Source organism: uncultured Marixanthomonas sp. (assembly GCF_963974425.1).
Lineage (GTDB): Bacteria > Bacteroidota > Bacteroidia > Flavobacteriales > Flavobacteriaceae > Marixanthomonas.
Genome location: NZ_CAXBCK010000005.1, coordinates 49,156 through 73,222, shown reverse-complemented (window position 1 = coordinate 73,222; position 24,067 = coordinate 49,156). Strand labels below are relative to the sequence as shown.

Genomic DNA, 24,067 nt, shown 5'->3' with positions numbered 1-24,067 from the left:
TTAATTTTTTCTTTCTAATTCATATAATTCCATATCCAAAGGCGATTCACCTGGTGGTGTATATTCTTTTAGCAATGTTTTTTTCCAGATAAAACCTGTTTTTTCAGCAACACGAATACTGGCTAGATTCGATTTATGAACTATTATTTTTAATGTGGAGAGCTGTATTTCTGAAAAAGCAGTTTTTGATATCTCAATAATTGCTTTTGTCATAAGGCCTTTTCCTTCAAAATTTTCTCCTATACAATACGCTAGTTCTCCTTCTTTGTTATTCCAATCTATATCTTTTAAGATAACTAAACCAGCAACTAATTGTGAAGTAGTCTCTTTTATAGCAAGGGTAAATTCGATTTTATTTTTCTGTTCTTGGGCCTTTTTCTGAATATAGCTTTTAGCATCGAAAATAGATAAATTTTGAGCTAACGTTTTAGGAAAATACCGCTGAAACCGTTCTTTGTTTGCAACCATTAAACTAGAAAGAGACTCTGCGTCTTTTTCGGTTAAATAGGAAAGGTATGTCGTTTCAGAAACTCCCATATTATTTATTCTGAAGTGTTTCAGCATTTTTAAGTTGCTTACTTTCTTTTAACAGATTCACTGTTTCAGTACTTGCAGCGGTTACAGATAGTGGTAAGACTAAAATAATACCTACAACTGGTATTAAAAGCATCGCCATAAAAACAATTCCATTTCCAAGGGCAGTGCCTTTGTTTCTTTTTACAAATGAAATACTTTCTCTGTAGGTAAAATGCCGTTCTAGCGTATAATCCATATTTCCGAAGCCAGCATAGTAGGCTTGAACCAAAAAAAGTAAAACCGACGTGAAAATATTTACAATTGGAATTAAACTCAGTAGCAAAATTGGGATGGTAAAAAGCAGTTCCAACAGTAAATTACGGACGTTAATCCGTATTCCTCTCCAGAGTTGAGATGCATTTGTCGTGTTTCTATGCGTATGTATGGTTCCTAAAAAATGTTGTTCAATTTTTTCTGAAACGGGACTCATAAAAGGCGCACTTAACGCCATAATGATGTGTTTGTAGAGAATGAGGCCAATGGCAATGATGATTAAGGCTCCCAGTACATCGCTAATGGTTCTGAAGGTTTCAGCGCCCCATTCCCAAAACCAAATTTTTGAAATAAACGCACCAATATTATCGCTCAATCCCCACGCTAAAAAGCCAATCGCCGTAGCTGTTAACAAGCTTATTAAGATAGGTACGCCAAAATATTTCCATAACTTCAGTTTTGAAATTAGTTGAAACGTTTTAAAATAAGCTTTTATGGCGCTTACAATGTTTTTAAGCATGATTTGTTTTATAAAGGTTTTTTAATAAAAACTAACTCTTCTCTAAAAACTTCAATTTCGCTTGTTTTTGTCACTTTTTGAGCATTTTCTGCTCTTTTTTGAAGTAAATCAATCATTTTCTCTTCTGAAAGATCTAAAACTTCCTCAAAAAATTGGCGACCCATCTTATTGTTGTGTAGATCCATCGCAGTTTCCAAGGGGCTGTTTGGCGCTAATTTTTCGTGTAAATCGGTCACTTTTTCTGCCCACGCGATGCTCTTTTCAACATTCTGAAATTTTCTAAACGCTGCTTTTGCTATCAGAACATTCCACATCGCATGCCGAAACGCATTAGCAGGTCCATTTTTATGATGCGCTTTTCCATACAAATCACTACTGATTTGCATAGTTTTCTTAGTCGCATTCAGTGTAGGAAAAACTAAAAGAGGTTGTTTTATAAACACAACCGACAAATGCCACAACTGTTTGACACTTAGTTGACGGATGCGTTTTAGAACATTCATGATTCAGCCTTATACTCTTTAACCGCTTCAATAAAAGCACCAGCATTTTCTACTGGAATGTTAGGTAAAATACCGTGGCCTAAATTCACAATATACTTGTCTTTTCCGAAGTCATTGATCATTTGTGTGACCATCTTTTTAATTTCAGATGGCGGACTAAACAAACGCGTTGGGTCAAAGTTTCCTTGCAAGGTAATGTTTCCTCCTGTCAATTTTCTAGCTGTTTGTGGGTCGCACGTCCAATCAACACCTAAAGCAGATGCGCCACTCGCCGCCATCGTATCCAAAGCAAACCAACAGCCTTTTCCGAAGGCAATAACAGGGGCTTCGTCTTTTAAAGCATCGATAATCTGCTGGATGTACTTCCAACTAAATTCTTGATAATCGGTAGGCGATAACATACCGCCCCAGCTATCAAAAACCTGCACCGCATCAACGCCTGCCTTTACTTTTTCCTTTAAGTATGCAATTGTAGTATCGGTTATTCTTTGTAGTAAAGTGTGCGCAGCAACGGGTTGGGTGAAACAAAATTCTTTTGCTTTATCAAAGTTTTTCGACCCTTGACCTTGCACACAATAACATAAAATGGTCCAAGGACTTCCGGCAAAACCAATTAATGGAATTTCGTCGTCCAACTTTTCTTTGGTCATTTTAATGGCGTCCATCACGTACCCTAACGTATCTTGAATATCGGGAACAATAACGCTGTCTAGGTCTTTTTCGTTACGAATCGGGTTTGGAAGCCACGGGCCAACACCGGGTTTCATCTCTACCTCGATATTCATGGCTTGTGGGATAACTAAAATATCACAAAACAAAATAGCGGCATCCATTCCATATCTACGAATGGGTTGTACGGTAATTTCACTAGCAAGCTCAGGGGTTTGACAGCGTGTAAAAAAATCGTACTTGGCTTTAATTTCCATAAATTCAGGAAGGTAACGCCCTGCTTGTCGCATCATCCAAACCGGTGGGCGCTCTACTGTTTCCCCTTTTAAAGCCCGTAGGAATAAATCGTTTTTAATCATAATTTTTTAATGTTTTAACCGTTTTAGCAATCACACTTTCAACCGAAGTTGAATTAGAAATCACGACATTTTCGGTATATTTTTTTGCTTCTGCCGCTGTGGTTGTACCAATGCAAAATGCAGTTGAGTTTTTTAGTTTATTTTCTGAAACAAAACTTTGCACCGCACTAGGACTGAAAAACAAAACACCATCGAATTGACGCTGAAAGTGTTTCGAGTTTAATACTGTTTCGTAAGTTTCAATTTCTGAAAACATAATATTTTCTTCTTTTAAAGCCTTTGGAATGATATCGAGTCGTTTATTTCCGCAGAAAAAGTAAAATGTGTCATTTTTGTGGTTTTTAATCAAACAATCAGCCAATTCTGAACCATATTGAGTGGTTTTCACCACTTTTTGACCATATTCTTCTAAAAGTGCCTTTGTTTTTTCACCTACACAAAAGCAATTTTTAATTTCAGGAATTATATTTTTATTAGAAAAAACAGCTTTTACAGCATTTTTACTCGTAAAAATGGCATTTTCAATCTGCTTCGGAGCATTAAATGGTACAAACTCAATAGAAATGGCGTTGTATTCCACGAAAGTTAATCCAGAGTTTAAAAGCAACTCTTTTTGAGCAAGGGTAAACTTTTTTGTGGAAAGAATGGATTTCATAAGGCGTCTATTTTTCTATTTCAGACTTTATTACTTCCATTAATTCTTTTCCGCCGTTATCTAGGATTTCTTCAGCGCAGTTAATTCCTAAAGATTTGTAATCACTTTTTGAACATTGCTTGGCGACTTCTAACTTTGTTTGCCCGTCTAAAGAAAACAATACCCCTTTAAACTGAATGGTATCATCAATACACGTAGCCAATGCACCAATAGGAGCAGTACAACCGCCTTCTAATTTTTGTAAAAAAGAGCGTTCAATATAAGTGCAAATATCGGCTTCGGTATTATTTAATTTTGAAGTAGCTTCTATGCTAAATTCATCTTTTTCTAGGGCTACAATCACCATTGCGCCTTGGGCGGGAGCAGGTATCATCCAATCTAAAGATTCAAAGTTATTGGGCAATACGTTTATTCGTTCCAATCCAGCTTTTGCAAAAATGGCACCTTGCCAATTGTTGTCTTGAAGTTTTTGTAATCGAGTGTTTACATTTCCGCGTAAATCGACTACGGTATGGTTTGGATAGCGGTTAAGCCATTGCGCTTTTCGGCGAAGGCTACCTGTTGCTATCGTGCAAGGTTTTTCGGGATCAAAGTTGCCTTTTGTTGCAATAATATCAGTAGCAGTGGCTCTGGGAAGCACAGCAGTTTGCAAAATTCCTTTTGGTAAATGGGTAGGTACATCTTTCATGCTATGTACAGCGATATCCACCGTTCCATTGAGCATGGCAACGTCTAGGGTTTTGGTAAAAATACCCGTGATTCCCATTTCATATAGAGGTTGGTCTAATACCAAATCGCCTGTGGATTTTACGGGGACTAATTCAGTTTTATACCCAAAAGATTCTAGTTGAGATTGTACGGTTTTAGCTTGCCAAAGTGCTAATTCGCTGTCGCGGGTACCGATTCGGATGGTTTTATTCACGTTCGCTTTCTTCTAACTGAAACATAGTTTCCAGCATCTGTAGGTGTTCTTCTGTCGAACCATTTGCTTGCTTCAGGTGGTTTACAACTTGGGTTGTTATTTTTTGAATGATTCGGTCGCTGATAATTTCAGCTTGCTCTTCATTAAAATTATTTAGTTTTTTACGGTGGTAATCAATTTCACCCGCTTTAATTTCAGAAAGTTTTGTTTTTAAAGCTATTACCGTTGGTATAAAATGACGGTTACGCACCCAGATATTAAATTCAGATTCAATCTCGTATATTATTTCTTTTGCAACCGGTATCTGCTCGGCTCGGTGTTGTAAGGTTTGGTTGGTAACGGAAGATAATTCGTCCAAGTGTACCAATGTAACCAATTCGTTTTCTTTTACATCTTCTGAAACATTACGCGGAATAGAAAGATCTAAAATTAGTAGTGGTTTTTTCAAGAACAACAATTCTTTTGAAATAGTAGGTTGTTGCGCCCCTGTAGCGACAACCAATACATCGGTCTGTGCTAATTCGCTTTGTATATCGGCGTAATCCTTAACGATAAGATTGAACTTACCGGCAATTTTTTCAGCGCGTTCCTTGGTTCGGTTAATGAGTGTAATATGCTCATTCTTGGTGTGCTTTATTAAGTTTTCACAGGTATTTCTACCAATTTTGCCAGTCCCGAAGAGTAAAATATTCTTTTCTGAAACATAGGGTACATGTGCCATTATATACTGAACAGCAGCAAAACTCACCGAAGTAGCACCCGTTGAAATCTCGGTTTCATTTTTAATACGTTTACTGGCTTGAATCACGGCGTTAATCAATCGTTCCATATACGCATTGAGCAATCCTGCTTTTTTGGAACGGCGAAACCCAGTACGTAATTGACTTATAATCTCAAAATCACCTAAAATCTGACTATCTAAACCGGTACCTACATTAAATAAATGCGAAACAGCCTCACTATTTTTGTGGATGTAAGCTACTTTTTCAAACTCTTCAACAGTGCCATGTGTATGTTCGCACAATAATTTAATAAGCTGAAAAGGATGTTGCGCAAAACCATATAACTCGGTACGATTACACGTAGATATTACCGTTAGTGATGGAATACCGTCTTGTTTTGCCTGCTTTAGGATGTTTGCTTGCGCTGTGTCGTTGATACTAAAATGACCACGGATTTCAGCATCGGCCTTTTTATAATTAAGACCAATAGCATAAAAATTCCCTTCTGAAGTTGATAAAGGTGTTTTGTTAATTCTTTTCATACCTAACGGCGCAAATGTAAGGGCAATAACAATCAAAAAATAACGCTTGCGGTATCAATTATATCGGAGGGTGTTAATTTCTACTAAAATATGACATTTGTCATATAAATGCCCTAATTTCGCATTGTTCGAGCAGTAATTTTGTAATACTGTTTAGAACAATTCTAAATAAAGATTAAAAATTTTGTTATGATTTCTGAAAAAAATGTCGCTGAAAGTTTTTATGATGAAACACTTATCTCTGAAGGGTTTTATATTTTAAAATTTGACAATGAAACCAATGATAACCAGACTTTTAAACGAGAGATAGGTTCTAACTTTATTCAGTTTCATTTTTGCATTAAAGGGTCGGCTAGCTTTCTTTTTAATGAAGGGAATTACACATTACCACTTAGTGAGGAAAATTCACTATTACTATACAATCCACAACGAGATTTACCATTGCATATAAATGTTCCAGCTCATTCTTGGGTGATTTCGGTGTTACTTCCTATTGAAAAATTCCATGCGTTATTTTCAAATGAAGCAAATTATATCACTTTTTTAAGTGACGAAAATAAGGATAGGAAGTATTATAAAGATGCGGGTATATCGCCATCAATGGCTATTGTTCTAAATCAATTAATGAATTATAATTTACATCCTTCTGTAAAACCACTTTATTTTAAAGGGAAAGTCTATGAGTTATTAAGCCTTTATTTTAACAGACCAGCCGATTTGGATGTGGAGCAATGTCCTTTTTTAGCTGATGAAGATAATGTAACCAAAATAAAAAGAGCCAAACAGATTATTATCACCAATATGGCAGAACCGCCTACTTTACAAGAATTAGCTGACCAAATAAATTTACCTATCAATAAATTAAAAGAAGGTTTTAAACAAATTTATGGGGATTCAGTCTTTAGCTTTCTCTTCGATTATAAAATGGAAGTAGCTCGACAATTATTGGCGACCGGTTCTCATAACGTAAATGAAGTAGGTCTAAAAGTAGGCTACAGTGCTGCCAGCCATTTTATTTCTGCTTTTAAGAAAAAGTATGGTACCACACCTAAAAAATATTTGATGAGTCTTTCAGCATAAGAAACGTAAATAACTTCATAGTTTTTATATGTTTCAGGTGTTTGACAATTCACTTTAATACAAGTAATTTTGCAACAGAAATATTCAATATGAAAAAGGGAGTCCTCCTTGTAAATCTTGGTTCGCCAGATACAACCAAACCTAAAGATGTTAAAAAGTATTTGGATGAATTTTTAATGGACCCACGTGTAATTGACGTACCGCGATGGGCAAGAATATTAATTGTTCGAGGTATCATTTTAAATACTAGACCTAAAAAATCAGCCGAAGCCTATCAAAAAATTTGGTGGAAAGAAGGTTCGCCGTTGATTGTACTTTCTGAAAGACTTCAGAAAAAAGTACAAGACAAAGTAACACTCCCGGTATCTTTAGCCATGCGCTATGGAAGTATGACGCTAAAAAAAGGATTACAAGAATTAGTTGATCAAAATGTGGATGAAGTGTTGGTTATTCCCTTATATCCACAGTTTGCTATGGCAACCACCGAAACGATAAATGTAAAGGTAGAAGAACTTTGCAACGAATTTTTTCCGCAGCTAAAAACGGCATCGTTACCTGCATTTTACAACAAGCCAGAATATATTGAAGTACTTTCTAATAGCATTCAGGAACATATAAAAGGGTTGGATTACGAACACTTATTGTTTAGTTATCACGGCGTACCAGAACGGCACATTAGAAAAAGTGATATTACTAACAGCCATTGTAAAATAGATGGTACGTGTTGTGTTACTTCTTCAAAAGCACATCAATATTGCTACCGTCATCAATGTTACGAAACCACACGATTGGTTGCAGAAAAATTAGGCTTAACCGAAAATAGTTATTCGGTTTCCTTTCAATCTCGTTTAGGTTTTGACCCTTGGTTACAGCCTTACACAGACAGAACCATTGAACGTATGGGTAAGGCTGGTATTAAAAAAATGGCAGTTGTAACACCAGCTTTTGTAAGTGATTGTTTAGAAACATTAGAAGAAATCGCGATGGAAGGTGAAGAAATATTTCATGAAACAGGCGGAAAAGAGTTTACAACAGTCCCTTGTTTGAATGATCGGGACGACTTTGCTCAATTATTGGCTGGTTGGATTGATGAATGGCGAATTGTAGATGTGGATAAAGCAATTGCATAGAACTTAATTTAAACATTTAATGGCGTTACAAAACCGCTCGGCCAGTCTAGGTACAGAGCCCATTAGTAAGTTACTTATTAAACAATCGGTTCCGGCATCTATTGGTATTTTGGTAATGTCACTGAATATTCTTGTCGATACTATTTTCGTTGGAAACTGGATTGGCTCCATAGCAATAGCAGCGATTAATGTTGTGCTGCCTGTTTCATTTTTTATTGCCGCTTTAGGCATGTCGATTGGCATTGGAGGTTCATCAATAATTTCTAGGGCTCTAGGCGCCAACAATAGAGAAAGAGCCCTTAAAACCTTTGGTAATCAAATTACTCTTACCCTTTTAGTAACTATCTCAATGGCTGCATTGGGGCTTTATTTTGTAGATGAGCTCATTCCAGCTTTTGGAGGTAAAGGTGATATTTTTGAACCTGCAAAGGTTTATTATCAGATAGTACTTTATGGTGTCCCCATTTTAGGACTCTCCATGATGGGGAACAACGTACTACGCGCTGAGGGAAAGCCAAAAATAGCTATGATTGCCATGATTATTCCATCTGTAGGCAATCTGCTATTAGACTATATTTTGATTTATATCTTTGATATGGGAATGGCAGGTGCAGCATGGGCTTCAACCGCTTCCTACGTCTGTTCTTTTCTATTTATTTTATGGTTCTTTTTAAGTGACCGGTCTGAACTTCGCATAAGCTTTTCACATTTTGGACTCAATAAAGTTATTTTAAAAGAAATAAGCGCTCTTGGCTTCGTAACCTTGGCACGACAAGCGGTTGTAAGTATTACGTATTTATTAATGAATAATATACTCTTCAATATAGGAGGAGAAGCTTCAGTAACTATGTATGGTATTATAGGTCGTATGCTCATGTTTGCGTTGTTCCCTGTATTAGGAGTTACGCAAGGATTTTTACCAATTGCTGGGTATAATTATGGCGCTTATAAATTTCCGAGAGTTCGAGAAAGTATCAACAAAGCGATAAAATATGCTGGCTTACTTGCCTTGGTGATTTTTATTTTAATAATGGTCTTTCCCGAAGCTATCGTTTCCGTATTTACAACCGATCAAGTTATTTTAGCTGAAACGCCCTCGGCGATGCGCTGGGTATTTGCTGCCATACCTATAATTGCTATTCAATTAATTGGTTCGGCTTATTTTCAAGCGATTGGGAAGGCCACACCAGCCTTATTACTCACACTAACTAGACAAGGTTTTTTCTTTATTCCGTTAATTTTAATTTTACCTAACTTTTTTGGCGAATTAGGCGTTTGGATATCGTTCCCGATTGCCGATGTATTATCAACTATTGTAACTGGATATTTTCTGAATAAGGAAATTAGGAAAACATTGATTGGCTAATTTTTTGTAACTTTATACTATACAGACAACTAGCCATGAAAAAATTAGCACTACTTCTTTTAACCATTAGTGTATATACAGCTAATGCTCAAACTCCAGAAATATTTGAAAACTCTTGGAATTTAAGGTATTTAAAAATTGATGGAGAGAGGAATTATACCCCATTAGAGATTGAAAGCAATATAAACTTTGAAGGTAATGGTGTAGATTATTCTGTAATTGCAAATGGAGTGGAAAATGGTTTATTTGGAGATATTACTTTTTCCGGAGACACTTTTACCTTTACAAACATCAATATAAGTCTCCTTGATTGCGATACCGAAAATTGTTATTTTGAAGATATTTATTTTGGTGAGTTTTTAACCAATGAAACCTCTGATTTAAAAACCTTTACATACGATTATTTTGCTTCTTCACTATATAACTATAAAAGTTTGCGCTTAACTGATAGTGAAGGCAATATAGCATTTTATGTAAACACCCCCATTGGCATTCCCGATGAAGCTTTAATGAAAACCTGGTATCTACATTCGATGGATGCTGATCTTGGTGAGGATAGTGATTATATTGCCAATTACAACCCTCCTATTAGCCCTACCCTAACAATAAATCAAGATTTATCATTTACAGGAACCGGTTCCTGTAATGACTTTAGTGGGCAGTTTTTTTATACCAATGATAATTTTGATGGAGGTAGATTGATAGCTGCTAATTTTCAAGAAGATGGAGACACTTGTGAATACCACAATGGTTTTGAAAATTATTATTTTTCTCAGTTTATGGATGAAAATGCTGAGTTATATTTTTGGGTTGATGAAAATTCATCTACTGGAGAAGCCTATTTTTCTTTTGACCTAGCTCCTGGCTTTACGTTTAATTTTAGAAATTATCCCGTTTTAGCAACCAATGAAGAAACAGTCCTAAAATTTTATATGTATCCAAACCCTGTGGATGACAGGTTATTTATTAAAGCTACTAACGACAGTATAGATACCGTGCAGATTTTTGATTCTCTTGGCAAGCTAGTTATAAAAAGGTTTGGCATTCAAAATGGACTTACTGTTTCAAGCTTGGAAACCGGTATTTATTTTATTCAAATTAAATCATCAAAAGGACAAACTGTCAAAAAATTCATAAAAAAATAATTGCATCTATTACAAGAGGAAATTAAAAGTCAATATTTGGCTATCTTTGCCCCGATGGAATACAATTATATAAAAGCGCTACATCTAATATTCGTAATTACTTGGTTTGCAGGGTTATTCTACATCGTCCGGCTTTTTGTATATCAAATTGAAGCCACTGAAAAGCCTTCCCCTGAAAAGGAAATTCTAGGAAAGCAACTTAGCATCATGGCCAAAAGGCTATGGACCATCATAACATGGCCTTCGGCGATATTAGCTGTTGGGTTTGCTATCTGGCTTATTTCGTTACGTACATTTTATTTAACCGATGCCTGGATGCAAGTAAAACTCGGTTTTGTCTTTTTATTAATCCTATACCATTTAAAATGCCACCAAATTTATAAACAACTGCAAAAAGGAATTGTAAAACAATCTTCCAATTTTATGCGTTTGTTTAATGAGGGAGCTACCATTATCCTCTTTGCCATCATCTTTTTAGTAATGCTACGCAATGCCGTAAACTGGATTTATGGTGTCTTAGGTCTTATCGCCTTTTCGGTGTTGTTAATGTTAGGGTATCGGTTTTATAAACGGTTACGGGAAAACCGTAACTCTTAAACTGATAATACTTCATTCTCCTCCAATAGCGGCTCATTTCGAAGCTTTAAGAAAATCTGTGCTACGGTAATGGTATCTTTTTCGCAATAGATGATAATGCGATCTACATCCTTTTCTTCGTAATACACATCACGCACGTCACTACCGTCGATATCATCTTTTGGTGAAGGAATGCCCAATACGTGTGCCATTAACTTTAAAGAAGTGAAGGTTTTGTAGTCACCAAACTTCCACAATTCTAAGGTATCCAAATGAGGAACTTCCCACGGTTTTTTTCCGAAGAGGTTTAATTTAAACGGTAAACTTATTCCGTGAATAATCATCCGTCGGGCGATGTAGGGAAAATCGAATTCCTTTCCGTTGTGTGCACAAAGCACATGTTGCGGTTTATTAAAGTGAGTTTGTAGGAGCGTTTTAAACTCCCTAAGTAATGTTGCTTCTTCTCCGTGAAAGCTAGTCACCCGAAAATTGCGGACATCACCTTTCATTTTAAAATAACCTACCGAAATACAGACAATTTTTCCAAACTCCGCCCAAATGCCCGCACGATCGTAAAACTCTTCAGGAGTAAAATCCTCTTTTCGTTGATAGCGGGTTTTTTGCTCATATAACTGTTTGGCGGTCTCGTCCAAATTGTTGTAATCTTGATATTGCGGCACCGTTTCTATATCCAGAAACAAGACATGTTCTAGGTTTATTCGCGTAAGCATATTTCTGAAATTTTAGAATCGGGGAGAATTTAAAACTACAAAAAAATTACGAATTCGCACGTAGCATACTATACGCTTCTTCCATATACGTATAAAAATCCTTGCTGAAAGGATCGTCACCCTTTTTACCACGGTGATGCCCTAACCGAACAATTATAACGTCATCTTCTGGAATTACAATCACGTATTGGCCCAAAATGCCCCGCATGGCGAATACTTCTTTACCGTTGTGCTTATTGAGCCAAAATCCATAACCATATTCGGGACTTTCCTTAAATCGAGGTTGAATAGATTTCGCCACAAAAGCAGAGTCCAGTACTTGCTTTCCGTTCCACTTTCCGAAGTCTTTATAGAGCTTACCAAAACGGGCAAAATCGCGGGCGTTGGAACCAATGCAACAATAAGCTTTCACCAAACGATGATCTTCATCATCTACTTGCCATAAAGCTGGGTTTTCTGCTCCCATAGGTTGCCAAAAGCTTTGTTGTAAATAGGTTGCTAATTGCTTTCCAGTTGCTTTTTGAATCACCATCGCTAACAATTGAGTATTTCCACTCAAATATTTATACTTTTCTCCAGGTCTTTCTACCATTTTTAGATTGAGGATGGTTTCGGCTAGATTATCATCATAATAAGCACGAGCCGTGATTCCGAATGGGTTTTTGTACGATTCGTCCCAATTTAGACCAGACGCCATAGAAGAAAGATCTCCTACTGTTATATTAGTGTTTTTAAATTCAGGATAAAAGTCACCAACAGGTTGGTCTAAACTTTTAATGTACCCATCATTAATTGCTTTGCCCATCAAAGCAGAAACCACACTTTTTGCCATGGAAAACGAATTGGTTTGTGAAGAATCACTATAACCTTCGGCATAGTTTTCATACCAAATACTGTCGTTTTTAATGATTAAAAATGCAACCGTACCCAATGCTTCATTGGTTTGGATAAGTGTTTCAGTTGGCTCTACAGTATTGTAATCTTCGGCTTTAGGCCAAGGCTGCGGATTACTACTTGCTGAAATAGTTTCATTTTCAAAATACTTAAAGTCGTCTATAAAGGCTGTAGTATGACCGGTAAGATAAACCACCCGGATGCCTTTTAATACGTAATTATAATCGGTTAGGTATAAACCCAATACGATTACAGCTATGATGCCGAGGAGCCAAGAAAGGAATTTCTTCATTGAAAGTAAGTTTTCATTCACAATAATTCAACTTAATTATACTGTTATCAGCTAGTCTAATTTTAATTTTTTCGTTTTTTATTATATCTGCTATTTGTGTTGAATCCCTAATATCATCAAATAAAAACCTTCCTGTTCTGTAGACTAAATATATTCCGTCACTAGACTTTTTAATTCTAGACGAAGTATTTGAATCAATAGTGTCTTTTCCTTCCAAAAATAGTATTGTATCGTACTTTGGTTTCAATACATCTGCAAAAAGTACAGTTCCTGAAAGCTTTTCAATCGTTTTTTTATCTGTTATTTCTAAGTATACTGATTCAGTTAAACCACTCCCATTTTCTTTGGCTATATTAATTTTCCCAATTCTGTAACAACTTGTCGGCTCAGTCGAGCAGCTTAAAATTGAAAAAGAGATTAATAAAGTCAGAAATGATTTCATTGTTTAGACAGCCAAAATTACTTAAAGCTCAAATATAAAAGAAAAGATAGAAACTACTTGAAGTGTTTACTACGTTATACTTCTTATAGAAACAGGAAAGTAGAGAACCAATAATAGACATTTCAAACAAATCAATTAATATCTGAATATGTCTTGCTTCGTGAGTCTTTTAAGTCGTGATTCTTTTTTAAAACAATTCCCCCTGTTTAACCGGACTTTCGTGTTGCAGCAACCATTTTTTACGGTGTAAACCTCCTGCATAGCCAGTTAATGAACCATCACTGCCAATAACACGGTGGCAGGGAATAATAATAGAAATTGGATTTTTACCATTTGCTGAAGCTGCTGCACGAATCACTTTTGGATCGCCCAAGGCATTTGCCATTTTTTGGTAACTCGTCGTTTTACTAAAAGGAATTTCTTGTAATCGGCTCCACACTTTTTTCTGAAAATCGGTGCCTTGTGGATTTAATGGGATATCAAAACTTTGTCTAGCGCCATCAAAATATTCGGTTAGTTGTCGAAGTGTTTTTTGAAGCGGTTCAGAAAGTTGTTCTGAGGTAGCTTTTTCTGAAGAAATATCGTCATCTAAAAATAGTGCAGATGCCAAGCCAGAAGCATCGCCTTTCAGTTCCATCCAACCTATCGGACTTTTAAAATAGGCTATTTTCACGATGGATCTTGATCTTTAGTCTGCCCTTCATCTTGCTTAAACTCTTTTTCAGGAATATCACTGAGCTCAATCCCCATACGTTTAGCACGGCGTTCCCAATTTTTACGAGCTTGTACCTGCATATCCTCAATGGCATCGCTTTCATCCATAATTTCGAGACCCAAGAGGGTTTCAATAATGTCTTCCATCGTTACAACACCTATTGTATTTCCAAATTCATCAACAACCGAAGCGATGTGAACGCGTTGTTTAATAAAGGTTTCGAACAAGTCTGGAATGGGTTTATCGGCATCGACTACAAAAATCTCTCGTTTCAATTCCATTAATTGCATTTCCCCATGTTCTTCCACAATTTGCTCTAAAATATCATCTCGAAGTACAAAGCCGGTTATGTTATGTGTTTTTTCGCGATATACGGGAATTCTTGAAAATCGGAGGTTTTTATGTTGGGAGTGAAAATTTTTCAACGACATATCCTCGTTTTCCAGCGTTACTACTGGAAATGGTGTCATTACATCTTTCGCTTTAACCGATTTAAACACCAAGAGGTTTTTAATTACTGTGGTTTCATTTTCTTCAAAAACACCTTCTTCTTCCGCAGCATCGGTTATGGCGAGGAATTCTTCTCTACTCATCGTGCTTACATGTGCAGATTTTCCAATTAAACGCGTGGTAAGCATTAAGAGCCATAAAATTCCGGTGTATTTTAGCGGAAATATGATAATTTTTAAAAACTTAGCTGTAAAATTACCTAAGGATTTCCAATAAGTAGCTCCAATTGTTTTAGGTATAATTTCAGAAACAATTAAAATTAATCCAGTCATTATTGCAGATACAATACCTACCATCCCTCCAGAAGGCCATACTTTTTCGGCTTGAACTCCAACTAATATAGCTCCAACAGTATGTGCTATTGTATTAAGCGTTAAAATAGCAATAAGGGGTTTGTCGATGTCCTTCTTAAAATTAGCCAACGTGAGTGCATAACTTTTCCCTTCATTTTTTTTCATTTTAATGAAAGTAGGTGTAAAACTAAGCAAAGCTGCTTCCAAGATGGAGCAGAGAAATGAAAAGAAAATAGAAATTAAAGCGTACAGTATTAGTAAGGTCATTCCTTAAATATAAAATTTTGACTAAAATAAAAATTAAATTATCGTTTCTATTACAATGTAATGTTAATAACACAAAAAAAGGGGCAAAATCGCCCCTTTTTAAAAACAAATCTTACTCGGCACCCATTACATTTGCTGTTTAATTATTTTCTCCCAATGGCTGGCGCGGTTTAAGCAAATCTGTGCATCTGTTGAAGGAGATGAGTCATCATTTTCTTCGTAAAAGATAATTTCGTCTGTAGCAGATGGACTTTTCAACTCCAAAGCAACTCGGGATAGCGGTTGTTTACGTTCTTTAAATGTAGCAACTCTACACTCATTTACAGTACTTAAATCGACCGTTTTAAAGGTTTCTGCTAATTTATTTTTATAAGAGAACACCAATTTATGAACGTTCTCGTCCAGACCGATAAGTGTATTACCGATTACTTCGGATGTATTTATTGTTACTCCGTTTTGGGATGATAAATTTTGTAAACTCTTTTTAAGTTTTTTTTCAGTTGAACTGCTTTTTATAATTACGAATACGATAGGCACCATAAATATTAATAATATGAAGAGCCCAATAAGGGTGGAACTTGTTTCCATTCTTTTTTAAATTTTAAAGTTATTAAAATTGTGTCCCACTAGGATGCAAGACAACTCTTGCATTAATCGTTTAATTGGACACTACTGTTTTTAAGTGAAATAAGAAGTGTTTTGTTAAGTATAAAACACGTGTTTGCCTAGACTAACTATGTTTAGTCCGGCTGTTTACTGTTTCAAAAAAAGGAAACGTTCACCAAAAAAAATGGAAAGGGTATAACTGTTCTTGAATTCGCTTTTTAAGATTCCGTTGCGGAAAATAATTGAGCGTATTAGAAGTGTTGTAATTAGTAGCCTCTGTAAGTTCTAACGGCTGATAAAATAAAATAAACGGATTTACAGGTTCATCCGTTTGTTGATAGGATACCTCTATAACCGATACTTCATGAAAATAAAGTTGTTTCGAGAATGAATCGGCACTGAACCTCGTTTCTTTTGAGACTAAAGAAGTATGAGATGCACTTGAAACCGCAAAAGCATTACCCGAAATCAATAACAGACTTACGAGTAAAAAGAAATAGCTTATATGTGCTTTAAATGGTTTCACTAAGCAAAGGTATATAGAAATTGAATTGGAGGTGCCAAAATTGTATTAAAATTACTAGTTATTAAGACAGTAGCTTCACAACATCTTTGGCAAAATAACTAGCAATAATCTGAGCTCCAGCCCTTTTTATAGCTGTAATCTGTTCTAATACAACCGCATCGTGATCTAGCCAGCCTTTTTCAGCGGCAGCTTTTATCATCGCATATTCACCACTTACTTGATAAACAGCAACGGGAACATTTACAGTATTACGAATGTCACGTACAATGTCTAAATAACACAGTCCTGGTTTTACCATTACAATATCGGCTCCTTCTTCAATATCCATCAAGGTTTCTTTAATGGCTTCTTCCCGGTTGGCATAATCCATTTGATAACTGCTCTTATTTTTTGGGACATCTTTTTTATCTACTGGCGCAGAATCTAACGCATCACGGAATGGACCATAAAAAGCAGAAGCGTATTTAGCACTGTAACTCATAATTCCGGTATCGTGAAACCCTTCATCCTCCAATAGTGTTCGCATTTCAAAAATACGTCCGTCCATCATGTCGCTGGGTGCAACAAAATCGGCTCCTGATTTGGCATGAGATAAAGCCATTTCGGCTAAAATAGCTGAGGAATCGTCATTTAATATTTTCCCTTCTGAAACAATTCCATCGTGTCCAAAAATTGAATAGGGGTCTAAAGCAACGTCGGTCATCACCAACATTTCTGGCACCGAGTCTTTTACGGTTTTAATGGCGCGTTGCATTAATCCTTCAGCGTTCAAGGCTTCTGTTCCGCTATTATCTTTTAAGTTTTCGGGTACTTTCACAAACAGTAAAACCGATTTTAATCCTAAGCTCCATAGTTCCTTCACCTCTTTAGCCAGTAAATCTAAACTGTATCGGTAGTAATTTGGCATGGAAGCGATTTCTTCTTTCACTCCTTTTCCTTCAACTACAAAAAGAGGGACTAAAAAATCGTTTGGAGAAAGCGTGGTTTCCCTTACTAAGTTTCTAAGGGTTTCGGTAGTTCGTAATCTTCGGTTTCTTCGTAGTGGATACATATTCAAGTTATGAATTAAGAGTAGTGAGTTTACTCTATTATGAAAAATTCAGTTTTATACTTCGCAACTACCGCTTTAGGATGCTGCCGAATTCTTTCTTTTCAGAAAAGAAAACTAATAGCAAAAATACCAATAATAAGACATTACCTATAATTAAATCACGTTCAAATACGTAAAATGAAAGGACTGAAAATCCGGAGGCGAGCAATAAATATCCACCTATTCGCTTTATATCGTAAGGCACGGCGTAATTTCGTTGTCCGAAAAAATATGAAAGTAACATCATACTTCCGTAAGCAGCTAATGTCGCTATAGCTGAACCTTGATAACTGATTAATGGTATTAATAGAAAGTTCAACCCTAAGGTAACAATAGCACCAAAAACTGAAATATAAGCACCAAACTTGGTACGATCCGTCACTTTGTACCAGACGGAAAGGTTATGGTAAATACCCAAAAATAAGTTTGCCAATAAAATAAGAGGAACGATGGAAAGTGCTCCCCAATATTCGGACTCCGGGATTAAAATTCGCTTAAAAACATCAACATACACAATTACAAACAGTAGAATGATACTTCCGAAAATGGTGAAATACTTTGTGATAGTGGCGTAAGTCTGTTTTGCATTTTTACTTTCGGCGTGGTTAAAGAAAAACGGCTCGATCCCCAGTCGAAACGCAGTAGCGAAAAGCGTCATAAATACACCTAATTTATAACAAGCGGCATACACACCAACTTCAGCTTCTGCAATATTTTCTGGTAATAGATATTTCAGCAAAATTTTATCAAACGCTTCGTTTATTGAAAAAGCAATCCCCGCAATTAATACCGGGAAGGCGTATTTAAACATTCCTTTCCAAATGATTTTACTAAAACCAAATCCAATTTTAATGTATAATGGAAACAACACGACCAACGTAATGGCACTGGCGATTAAGTTTGCAATAAACACATAGGCAACTTTATTTTCTTCGGAATAAATTGTAGTCCAAAAAGAATCAGGTGTGTTTTCTGCCCAACCGGGAAGTACCAAAAAGAAAAAGAGGTTAAGCCCCAAATTTACGCAGACATTAAAAATTTTAATTACCGCATATTTCATGGGTTTTTCGTTTGCACGATACCATACAAAAGGCAAAACCGCTAAAGCATCTAAAGCCAGAATGAGCAATCCATACGTAACATATTCTGCTTTAAACTCAAGAAAATTCGCCAATGAATCATTAACAAGCAAGGTAATCGTCAAAAATAGAACAGTGGAAACGGTAAGCGAAGTCAATGCAGTGGACTGAACTAGCTTTTTCTGCTCAACGTGTTTATTAACGAACCTAAAAAAAGCGGTTTCCATACCGTAGGAAAGCAAGACGTTTCCTAAGATTAAAAACGCCATTAAAGAGGCATAGACGCCGTATTGTTTCGTGCCTAGCACCGTAACATACAAGGGCACCAAAACGATCGCCAACGCCCTAGGAAGGGCGGTGGCAAGACCATACACAAAAGTTTGCTTAAATAGTTTTTTGAAAACGCTCAATCTGTTCTGTTTTGAAGCGTAAAAGTATTGAAATTATTGCCGCTATCAATTAATCAAGCAACGATTCCTTAATTATCTGACGGGGCATTGCTCTGTGGATAGGCAAGCATTTCTTTTTGGCGCATATTGGCTATTTTATAATAATGGGTTGTGCCATTTTTTACATAGCTCACAACAGCATCGTTATCTGCCAACTCGAACGGAAACGATTTTGGTGGGGTATTTTGAGCTTCTTTTTTGGAGTCACTGTCCATAACAATATCACGGTTTGTTCTCTTTTTAAAATATCCAATATATTGCTTTCTGGCTTGTGGTGCGCTTTTAGCTTTTTCAGTTTTATTTCTGAAATAAATACTATCAATACGTACATCTTCTGTAAATTCTTTAAAAGTGATATGGACATTAGTGCCCGAACCACCATCTTGCACGCCGGCTACCCAATCTTGATAATACACATCATCAATGGTAAATGGAGCATCTTGCGTAAGTTTATAAGAAGTTGTTTGGCTGCTTCCACAGTTTGAAAAACTAAATAATACTAAGGAAACAGTGCAAAGAGCAATTATATTTTTAAATGGCCGCATAAGCTTATTTTTAATGTGAAGATAGGAAAATTATAGTTTATACCCTATACCAATAAACGCTGTTGCTCCGTCTGCAGCTTTTGCATCTATTGTCACATTTTGGGCTTTAAAATAAGGAATGGTAAGTTTTAGCATCCAATTTTCAGAAAAATTGTAGTTACCTCCAATACCTATGTTGAAGACGGTCAACGCGCTGTTTTCAATATATCCACGCGTTAAATCTTCAAATCCATAGCCGTAACCAATTTGTGCAAACACATTGAACTTATTTTTATTGAACGCATAATACTGCAAAGATGGAATTACACCGTAGGAATGGATAGTTGTTCCACTCTTATTTTCTAAAACAGTATTATTAGTTGTAAAAAAACTAATCCCTGCGGAAAGTTTAGGGATGATAAAAAACTCGGCTGTAGTCAATGCCATCAATCCTAGATCATCAGGGCCATCTTGAGTTATAAAAGGAGCTCCTTGAATGGAAAGGGAAATATCTCCTTTTTCATATTGTGAATACCCTGAAGTAAAAGAAATTAAAAGCAAGAGACTAAAAAGCAGTTTTTGAGATTTCATACAAATTGGTTTAGTTGTTTACTCAAAACTATCAAATAGTATTCCATTACCAAGAAATGACTACAACAAAAAAAGCCTTCCGAAATAAACGGAAGACTTTTCTGCACTAAGTAGGTATTATATTTTATCCCGCTAAGGCCTCAGCTTTCGATAAATTTGCTTTACAGCTAATCTATCCAGCAAGAGCCTCCGCTCCACCAACGATTTCTAAAATTTCGTTGGTAATTGAAGCTTGTCGCGCTTTGTTGTATTGTAATTTAAGGTCATCACGAAGGTCTTTCGCATTGTCTGTTGCTTTGTGCATCGCTGTCATTCGGGCACCATGCTCACTAGCTACACTATCGCGAATCGCTTTAAACAATTGTGTTTTTAAACTCTTCGGAATTAATTCTTCAACGATATCTTCTTTGTTTGGCTCAAAAATATAGTTAGGCGTTGCTTTTTGTGCTTCTGCTTCATCCATTTTAGGAGGAAGAATAGGCAAAAATTGCTCATTCATCACAATCTGCGTAGCTGCATTCTTAAACTTGTTGTAAACCAATACGATTTTATCGTATTGTCCATCAGCAAATTTTTGCATTAACATTTCAGCAATTTCAGAAACATTTTCAAACGAAAGATCATCAAAGATTTCATTGTTATTTGAGATAACAGTTTCCGTCTTCTTTAAGATATCGTTTCCTTTTTTACCAATTGTTACGTAATCTACTTGTTTTCCAGCATAGTTATCTGAAGCAATACGTTTTGAACCTTTGATAATATTACTATTAAATGCACCTGCCAAACCACGGTTAGAAGTAATCGCTACCACTAACACTTTGTTTACTTCGCGCTGATCTGAAAACTTACTTCCACTATCAGCATCTAGTGTTGCACTTAAATTTTGAAGCAACTCGGTTAGTTTATCAGCATAAGGACGCATCGCAGTGATGGCATCCTGTGCTTTTTTCAACTTTGCAGCCGATACCATTTTCATGGCGCTCGTAATCTGCATGGTTGACCCAACAGAGGTGATTCTACTTCTTATTTCCTTAAGATTTGCCATTCTTTTATAGAATTATTGAGTATTGAGTATTGAAATCAGATTTCTCAATACTCAATACTAAAATCTAACTACTTTTTATACTTTGCTGAAAGATCTTTTGCTACAGCCGTTAAGGTATCTGTTACTTCATCAGTTAACTTACCTGACTTTAACGTGTCTAACGCATCTCTATGCTTTGCATTAAGCAATTCAAGATAGTCTCTTTCAAATTCTTTTACTTTTTCTACAGGAACATCACGTAACAAGTTTTTAGAACCTGCATAAATAATTGCAATTTGATCTTCAACTGTAAATGGTGTGTTTTCTGGTTGTTTTAAGATCTCAACGTTACGCTTTCCTTTTTCAATTACATTTTTGGTAGCCGCATCAAGGTCTGAACCGAACTTAGCAAACGCTTCCAATTCACGGAAAGCAGCTTGATCCAGTTTAAGTGTACCTGATACTTTCTTCATTGATTTAATTTGAGCGTTACCACCCACACGAGATACAGAGATACCTACGTTAATTGCAGGACGAACACCAGAGTTAAATAAATCACCATCTAAGAAAATTTGACCATCGGTAATCGAAATTACGTTGGTTGGGATATATGCAGAAACATCACCCGCTTGTGTTTCAATAATTGGCAATGCTGTTAATGATCCACCACCTTTTACCATTGGTTTCAAGGTATCTGGAAGGTCATTCATTTCGCTAGCAATTTTATCATCATTGATAACTTTTGCTGCACGCTCTAATAATCTTGAGTGTAAGAAGAATACATCCCCTGGGTATGCTTCACGTCCTGGTGGACGACGAAGTAATAAAGATACTTCACGGTAAGCAACCGCTTGTTTTGATAAATCATCAAAAACAATTAAGGCTGGACGACCCGTATCACGGAAGTACTCACCAATTGCAGCACCTGCGAAAGGAGCATAAACCTGCATTGGCGCAGGATCTGATGCATTTGCTGCAACAATAGTTGTATATGCTAAAGCTCCAGCATCTTCTAATACTTGAGCAATGTTTGCTACGGTAGAAGCTTTCTGTCCTATAGCAACATAGATACAGTAAACTGGCTCACCAGCATCATAAAATTCTTTTTGGTTTAAGATGGTATCAATAGTAACTGTAGATTTACCAGTTTGACGGTCACCAATTACCAATTCACGCTGTCCACGACCTACCGGGATCATCGCATCAATAGATTTAATACCTGTTTGTAATGGCTCAGTTACCGGTTCACGATAAATTACACCTGGTGCTTTACGCTCCAATGGCATTTCGTAAGTTTCACCTTCAATAGGTCCTTTTCCATCAATTGGCTGACCAAGTGTGTTAACCACACGGCCAACAATACCTTCACCAACGTTGATAGATGCAATACGCTGTGTACGTTTTACAGTAGATCCTTCGCTAATTTCTTTAGAAGGTCCTAATAATACAACACCAACGTTATCTTCTTCAAGGTTCAAAACGATTCCTTCTAGACCGTCTTCAAACTCTACCAATTCACCGTATTCTGCGTTAGCAAGCCCATATACACGTGCAATACCATCACCTACGGTTAAAACAGTTCCTACTTCGTCAAGTGAAGCTGATGCTTCAAAACCTGAAAGTTGTTCCTTTAAAATTGCTGAAACTTCAGCTGGTTTTACTTCTGCCATCTTATTTAGATTTTAGCTTGAGAAATTTTCTCAACCCTTAATTTAATGTAAACTCTCTTTTTAATCTATTTAATTTGTTTGCGATACTCGCGTTGTATTGAAGATCGCCCACGCGAAGGATAAACCCACCAATGATCGACTCATCAATTATATTTTCAACCGTAACTTTATCGCTACCGGTCATTTCTTTTACTTTAGCCAATACTTTTGCTTCCAACTCTGAAGACAATGCCACTGCCGTTGTTACTTTGGCAACTTGTATACCTTGTTCTTCATTATATAGTTTCACATAGCTTTTGGCAACATCGCCCAATAAAGCGATACGTTGATTAGCTATCAAGACACTAACTAAGTTCTTGGTAACATCTGTTTGATTGCTAAAAATCTTTAGCAATACTTGCTTTTTATCCTCTGCTTTTATTACCGGACTCGTTAGCATATTACGAAGCTCTTCACTTCCTTCAATAGTAGCTTGAACGGATTGCATGTCACCAAACAAAACGTTTTCTGTTTTAGTTTCACTTGCATGCTGCAAGGCTGCTTTGGCGTATCGTATGGCTGCTCTGCTCATCTTATTACTAGTTTAAAGTAGCGTCACTTAACATTTCGTCAACCAATTCTAATTGCTCATTTTTGGAAGACAACTCTTTTTTCACAACTTTTTCAGCAATTTGAACTGAAAGTTCTGCTACATGGCTTTTCAATTCGGCCATAGCTGATTTCTTTTCGCTTTCAATAGCTGTTTGTGCTTGTGTAATCATTTTATTGGCTTCAGCTTGAGCTTCTTCCTTAGCATCTGAAATCATTTTTGTTTTGATCTCGCGTGCTTCTTTCATCATGCTATCTCGCTCATTTCTGGCTTCTTGAAGCAGTTTTTCGTTATCTGCTTTAAGGTTCGCCATTTCAAGCTTTGCTTTTTCAGCAGAATCCAATGCATTTTTAATGCCTTCTTCACGATCATTAACTGCGTTTAAAATTGGTCCCCAAGCAAACTTTCGAAGCAACAGTATTAAAGCAACAAAAATAAGTATTTGCCAAAAAAACAGTCCAAATGAAAATTGTTCTAATAATTTTTCCATTATCTAAAATTTCAAAAAAAATAATTTTTAATTTTTAATAACACAGTCGCTGTAACCAACCGTTACAGCCACTGTGTATGTAATTTATGCTGCGAATAAAGCAGCGAATCCGATACCTTCAATAAGCGCCGCTGCAATAAGCATTGCTGTTTGAATTTTACCAGAAGCTTCTGGTTGACGTGCAATCGCTTCCATAGCTTGACCACCGATTCTACCGATACCAAGACCTGCTCCGATTACAATTAAACCTGCTCCTACAATTGTTGGGATTTCCATAATATATATAATTAAAAATTAAACGTTCAAA

General features: G+C 36.3%; 28 protein-coding genes. 5 read left to right on the top strand and 23 right to left on the bottom strand.

From position 1 onward, the window contains the following. From AACZ92_RS02395 to hemA, 7 genes are all read right to left on the bottom strand, one after another. Entirely contained in the window at positions 1–564 is a 564-nt protein-coding gene (locus tag AACZ92_RS02395; protein ID WP_339696675.1) for a GNAT family N-acetyltransferase, read from the bottom strand. Further along, on the bottom strand, positions 539–1,309 hold the full coding sequence (locus AACZ92_RS02390) for an EI24 domain-containing protein (RefSeq protein WP_339696672.1): 771 nt from the start codon (positions 1,307–1,309) through the stop codon (positions 539–541). The genes AACZ92_RS02395 and AACZ92_RS02390 overlap by 26 nt, the downstream gene beginning before the upstream one ends. An 8-nt stretch (positions 1,310–1,317) precedes the next feature. Then, on the bottom strand, positions 1,318–1,695 hold the full coding sequence (locus AACZ92_RS02385; RefSeq protein WP_339696669.1) for a hypothetical protein: 378 nt from the start codon (positions 1,693–1,695) through the stop codon (positions 1,318–1,320). A 113-nt stretch (positions 1,696–1,808) separates the two neighbouring features. Beyond that, positions 1,809–2,840 (bottom strand): uroporphyrinogen decarboxylase, encoded by a 1,032-nt coding sequence (gene hemE / locus AACZ92_RS02380; protein ID WP_339696667.1) that lies wholly within the window; start codon positions 2,838–2,840, stop codon positions 1,809–1,811. Beyond that, positions 2,833–3,495, bottom strand: a complete 663-nt coding sequence (locus tag AACZ92_RS02375; protein ID WP_339696664.1) for a uroporphyrinogen-III synthase — start codon at positions 3,493–3,495, stop codon at positions 2,833–2,835. Before AACZ92_RS02375 ends, hemE begins: the two co-directional genes overlap by 8 nt. 7 nt (positions 3,496–3,502) lie before the next feature. Beyond that, entirely contained in the window at positions 3,503–4,417 is a 915-nt protein-coding gene (gene hemC, locus AACZ92_RS02370; RefSeq protein WP_339696662.1) for a hydroxymethylbilane synthase, read from the bottom strand. Further along, on the bottom strand, positions 4,410–5,681 hold the full coding sequence (gene hemA, locus AACZ92_RS02365; RefSeq protein ID WP_339696659.1) for a glutamyl-tRNA reductase: 1,272 nt from the start codon (positions 5,679–5,681) through the stop codon (positions 4,410–4,412). Before hemA ends, hemC begins: the two co-directional genes overlap by 8 nt. A 189-nt stretch (positions 5,682–5,870) precedes the next feature. Between hemA and AACZ92_RS02360 the strand changes: the two genes are divergently transcribed. The 5 genes from AACZ92_RS02360 to AACZ92_RS02340 all read left to right on the top strand — a co-directional run bounded on the left by AACZ92_RS02360 (position 5,871) and on the right by AACZ92_RS02340 (position 10,999). Then, entirely contained in the window at positions 5,871–6,761 is an 891-nt protein-coding gene (locus AACZ92_RS02360) for an AraC family transcriptional regulator (RefSeq protein ID WP_339696656.1), read from the top strand. A gap of 89 nt (positions 6,762–6,850) precedes the next feature. Then, the gene (gene hemH / locus AACZ92_RS02355; protein WP_339696654.1) at positions 6,851–7,891 is read left to right on the top strand and encodes a ferrochelatase; all 1,041 of its coding nucleotides are present in this window, start codon (positions 6,851–6,853) and stop codon (positions 7,889–7,891) included. A gap of 19 nt (positions 7,892–7,910) precedes the next feature. Next, complete coding sequence (locus tag AACZ92_RS02350) at positions 7,911–9,257, top strand: MATE family efflux transporter (RefSeq protein ID WP_339696651.1); 1,347 nt, start codon at positions 7,911–7,913, stop codon at positions 9,255–9,257. Positions 9,258–9,292: 35 nt separating this feature from the next. Beyond that, a complete protein-coding gene (locus AACZ92_RS02345) occupies positions 9,293–10,402 on the top strand; it encodes a T9SS type A sorting domain-containing protein (protein ID WP_339696648.1) in 1,110 nt (369 codons plus the stop codon). A 54-nt stretch (positions 10,403–10,456) separates the two neighbouring features. After that, entirely contained in the window at positions 10,457–10,999 is a 543-nt protein-coding gene (locus AACZ92_RS02340) for a CopD family protein (RefSeq protein WP_339696747.1), read from the top strand. On the opposite strand, the gene AACZ92_RS02335 is transcribed toward AACZ92_RS02340, so the two are convergent. The 16 genes from AACZ92_RS02335 to atpE all read right to left on the bottom strand — a co-directional run bounded on the left by AACZ92_RS02335 (position 10,996) and on the right by atpE (position 24,036). Further along, a complete protein-coding gene (locus AACZ92_RS02335; RefSeq protein WP_339696645.1) occupies positions 10,996–11,709 on the bottom strand; it encodes a 3'-5' exonuclease in 714 nt (237 codons plus the stop codon). The two genes, AACZ92_RS02340 and AACZ92_RS02335, sit on opposite strands and share 4 nt — an antisense overlap. A gap of 46 nt (positions 11,710–11,755) precedes the next feature. Then, on the bottom strand, positions 11,756–12,895 hold the full coding sequence (locus AACZ92_RS02330; RefSeq protein ID WP_339696642.1) for a serine hydrolase: 1,140 nt from the start codon (positions 12,893–12,895) through the stop codon (positions 11,756–11,758). 13 nt (positions 12,896–12,908) lie between these two features. Beyond that, positions 12,909–13,337 carry a hypothetical protein gene (locus AACZ92_RS02325; protein ID WP_339696639.1) on the bottom strand — a complete coding sequence of 143 codons (429 nt, stop codon included), beginning with the start codon at positions 13,335–13,337 and terminating at the stop codon, positions 12,909–12,911. A 187-nt stretch (positions 13,338–13,524) separates the two neighbouring features. After that, complete coding sequence (locus AACZ92_RS02320; protein WP_339696636.1) at positions 13,525–14,010, bottom strand: methylated-DNA--[protein]-cysteine S-methyltransferase; 486 nt, start codon at positions 14,008–14,010, stop codon at positions 13,525–13,527. Beyond that, entirely contained in the window at positions 14,007–15,122 is a 1,116-nt protein-coding gene (locus AACZ92_RS02315; protein WP_339696634.1) for a CNNM domain-containing protein, read from the bottom strand. Before AACZ92_RS02315 ends, AACZ92_RS02320 begins: the two co-directional genes overlap by 4 nt. 126 nt (positions 15,123–15,248) lie before the next feature. Beyond that, on the bottom strand, positions 15,249–15,710 hold the full coding sequence (locus AACZ92_RS02310; protein ID WP_339696631.1) for a hypothetical protein: 462 nt from the start codon (positions 15,708–15,710) through the stop codon (positions 15,249–15,251). 190 nt (positions 15,711–15,900) lie between these two features. Next, positions 15,901–16,254, bottom strand: a complete 354-nt coding sequence (locus tag AACZ92_RS02305) for a hypothetical protein (protein WP_339696628.1) — start codon at positions 16,252–16,254, stop codon at positions 15,901–15,903. Between the two features lie 61 nt (positions 16,255–16,315). Continuing rightward, on the bottom strand, positions 16,316–17,305 hold the full coding sequence (gene hemB, locus AACZ92_RS02300) for a porphobilinogen synthase (protein WP_339696625.1): 990 nt from the start codon (positions 17,303–17,305) through the stop codon (positions 16,316–16,318). 67 nt (positions 17,306–17,372) lie between these two features. Beyond that, positions 17,373–18,833 carry an oligosaccharide flippase family protein gene (locus AACZ92_RS02295; protein ID WP_339696622.1) on the bottom strand — a complete coding sequence of 487 codons (1,461 nt, stop codon included), beginning with the start codon at positions 18,831–18,833 and terminating at the stop codon, positions 17,373–17,375. Between the two features lie 68 nt (positions 18,834–18,901). Beyond that, the gene (locus AACZ92_RS02290) at positions 18,902–19,417 is read right to left on the bottom strand and encodes a hypothetical protein (RefSeq protein ID WP_339696619.1); all 516 of its coding nucleotides are present in this window, start codon (positions 19,415–19,417) and stop codon (positions 18,902–18,904) included. A 30-nt stretch (positions 19,418–19,447) separates the two neighbouring features. Continuing rightward, positions 19,448–19,987, bottom strand: a complete 540-nt coding sequence (locus AACZ92_RS02285) for a hypothetical protein (protein WP_339696616.1) — start codon at positions 19,985–19,987, stop codon at positions 19,448–19,450. Positions 19,988–20,159: 172 nt separating this feature from the next. Next, complete coding sequence (gene atpG / locus AACZ92_RS02280) at positions 20,160–21,032, bottom strand: ATP synthase F1 subunit gamma (RefSeq protein ID WP_339696613.1); 873 nt, start codon at positions 21,030–21,032, stop codon at positions 20,160–20,162. 68 nt (positions 21,033–21,100) lie between these two features. Next, the gene (gene atpA / locus AACZ92_RS02275; protein ID WP_339696610.1) at positions 21,101–22,681 is read right to left on the bottom strand and encodes a F0F1 ATP synthase subunit alpha; all 1,581 of its coding nucleotides are present in this window, start codon (positions 22,679–22,681) and stop codon (positions 21,101–21,103) included. Between the two features lie 37 nt (positions 22,682–22,718). Further along, a complete protein-coding gene (atpH, locus tag AACZ92_RS02270; protein WP_339696607.1) occupies positions 22,719–23,252 on the bottom strand; it encodes an ATP synthase F1 subunit delta in 534 nt (177 codons plus the stop codon). A gap of 7 nt (positions 23,253–23,259) precedes the next feature. Further along, the gene (locus AACZ92_RS02265; RefSeq protein ID WP_339696604.1) at positions 23,260–23,760 is read right to left on the bottom strand and encodes a F0F1 ATP synthase subunit B; all 501 of its coding nucleotides are present in this window, start codon (positions 23,758–23,760) and stop codon (positions 23,260–23,262) included. An 84-nt stretch (positions 23,761–23,844) separates the two neighbouring features. Beyond that, the gene (atpE, locus tag AACZ92_RS02260; protein WP_117158138.1) at positions 23,845–24,036 is read right to left on the bottom strand and encodes an ATP synthase F0 subunit C; all 192 of its coding nucleotides are present in this window, start codon (positions 24,034–24,036) and stop codon (positions 23,845–23,847) included. Positions 24,037–24,067 lie beyond the last annotated feature (31 nt).

Excerpts from the sequence above, each read along its gene's own strand:
- AACZ92_RS02385 (WP_339696669.1), bottom strand. The coding sequence starts at position 1,695 with ATGCAAATCAGTAGTGATTTGTATGGAAAAGCGCATCATAAAAATGGA.
- atpE (WP_117158138.1), bottom strand. The coding sequence starts at position 24,036 with ATGGAAATCCCAACAATTGTAGGAGCAGGTTTAATTGTAATCGGAGCA.
- AACZ92_RS02290 (WP_339696619.1), bottom strand. The coding sequence starts at position 19,417 with ATGCGGCCATTTAAAAATATAATTGCTCTTTGCACTGTTTCCTTAGTA.
- atpH (WP_339696607.1), bottom strand. The coding sequence starts at position 23,252 with ATGAGCAGAGCAGCCATACGATACGCCAAAGCAGCCTTGCAGCATGCA.
- AACZ92_RS02310 (WP_339696631.1), bottom strand. The coding sequence starts at position 15,710 with ATGGAAACAAGTTCCACCCTTATTGGGCTCTTCATATTATTAATATTT.
- AACZ92_RS02375 (WP_339696664.1), bottom strand. The coding sequence starts at position 3,495 with ATGAAATCCATTCTTTCCACAAAAAAGTTTACCCTTGCTCAAAAAGAG.
- AACZ92_RS02345 (WP_339696648.1), top strand. The coding sequence starts at position 9,293 with ATGAAAAAATTAGCACTACTTCTTTTAACCATTAGTGTATATACAGCT.
- AACZ92_RS02340 (WP_339696747.1), top strand. The coding sequence starts at position 10,457 with ATGGAATACAATTATATAAAAGCGCTACATCTAATATTCGTAATTACT.
- AACZ92_RS02285 (WP_339696616.1), bottom strand. The coding sequence starts at position 19,987 with ATGAAATCTCAAAAACTGCTTTTTAGTCTCTTGCTTTTAATTTCTTTT.
- atpG (WP_339696613.1), bottom strand. The coding sequence starts at position 21,032 with ATGGCAAATCTTAAGGAAATAAGAAGTAGAATCACCTCTGTTGGGTCA.
- hemE (WP_339696667.1), bottom strand. The coding sequence starts at position 2,840 with ATGATTAAAAACGATTTATTCCTACGGGCTTTAAAAGGGGAAACAGTA.
- AACZ92_RS02335 (WP_339696645.1), bottom strand. The coding sequence starts at position 11,709 with ATGCTTACGCGAATAAACCTAGAACATGTCTTGTTTCTGGATATAGAA.
- hemB (WP_339696625.1), bottom strand. The coding sequence starts at position 17,305 with ATGTATCCACTACGAAGAAACCGAAGATTACGAACTACCGAAACCCTT.
- AACZ92_RS02360 (WP_339696656.1), top strand. The coding sequence starts at position 5,871 with ATGATTTCTGAAAAAAATGTCGCTGAAAGTTTTTATGATGAAACACTT.
- hemA (WP_339696659.1), bottom strand. The coding sequence starts at position 5,681 with ATGAAAAGAATTAACAAAACACCTTTATCAACTTCAGAAGGGAATTTT.
- hemH (WP_339696654.1), top strand. The coding sequence starts at position 6,851 with ATGAAAAAGGGAGTCCTCCTTGTAAATCTTGGTTCGCCAGATACAACC.
- atpA (WP_339696610.1), bottom strand. The coding sequence starts at position 22,681 with ATGGCAGAAGTAAAACCAGCTGAAGTTTCAGCAATTTTAAAGGAACAA.
- AACZ92_RS02265 (WP_339696604.1), bottom strand. The coding sequence starts at position 23,760 with ATGGAAAAATTATTAGAACAATTTTCATTTGGACTGTTTTTTTGGCAA.
- AACZ92_RS02315 (WP_339696634.1), bottom strand. The coding sequence starts at position 15,122 with ATGACCTTACTAATACTGTACGCTTTAATTTCTATTTTCTTTTCATTT.
- AACZ92_RS02325 (WP_339696639.1), bottom strand. The coding sequence starts at position 13,337 with ATGAAATCATTTCTGACTTTATTAATCTCTTTTTCAATTTTAAGCTGC.
- AACZ92_RS02330 (WP_339696642.1), bottom strand. The coding sequence starts at position 12,895 with ATGAAGAAATTCCTTTCTTGGCTCCTCGGCATCATAGCTGTAATCGTA.
- AACZ92_RS02350 (WP_339696651.1), top strand. The coding sequence starts at position 7,911 with ATGGCGTTACAAAACCGCTCGGCCAGTCTAGGTACAGAGCCCATTAGT.
- AACZ92_RS02390 (WP_339696672.1), bottom strand. The coding sequence starts at position 1,309 with ATGCTTAAAAACATTGTAAGCGCCATAAAAGCTTATTTTAAAACGTTT.
- AACZ92_RS02395 (WP_339696675.1), bottom strand. The coding sequence starts at position 564 with ATGCTGAAACACTTCAGAATAAATAATATGGGAGTTTCTGAAACGACA.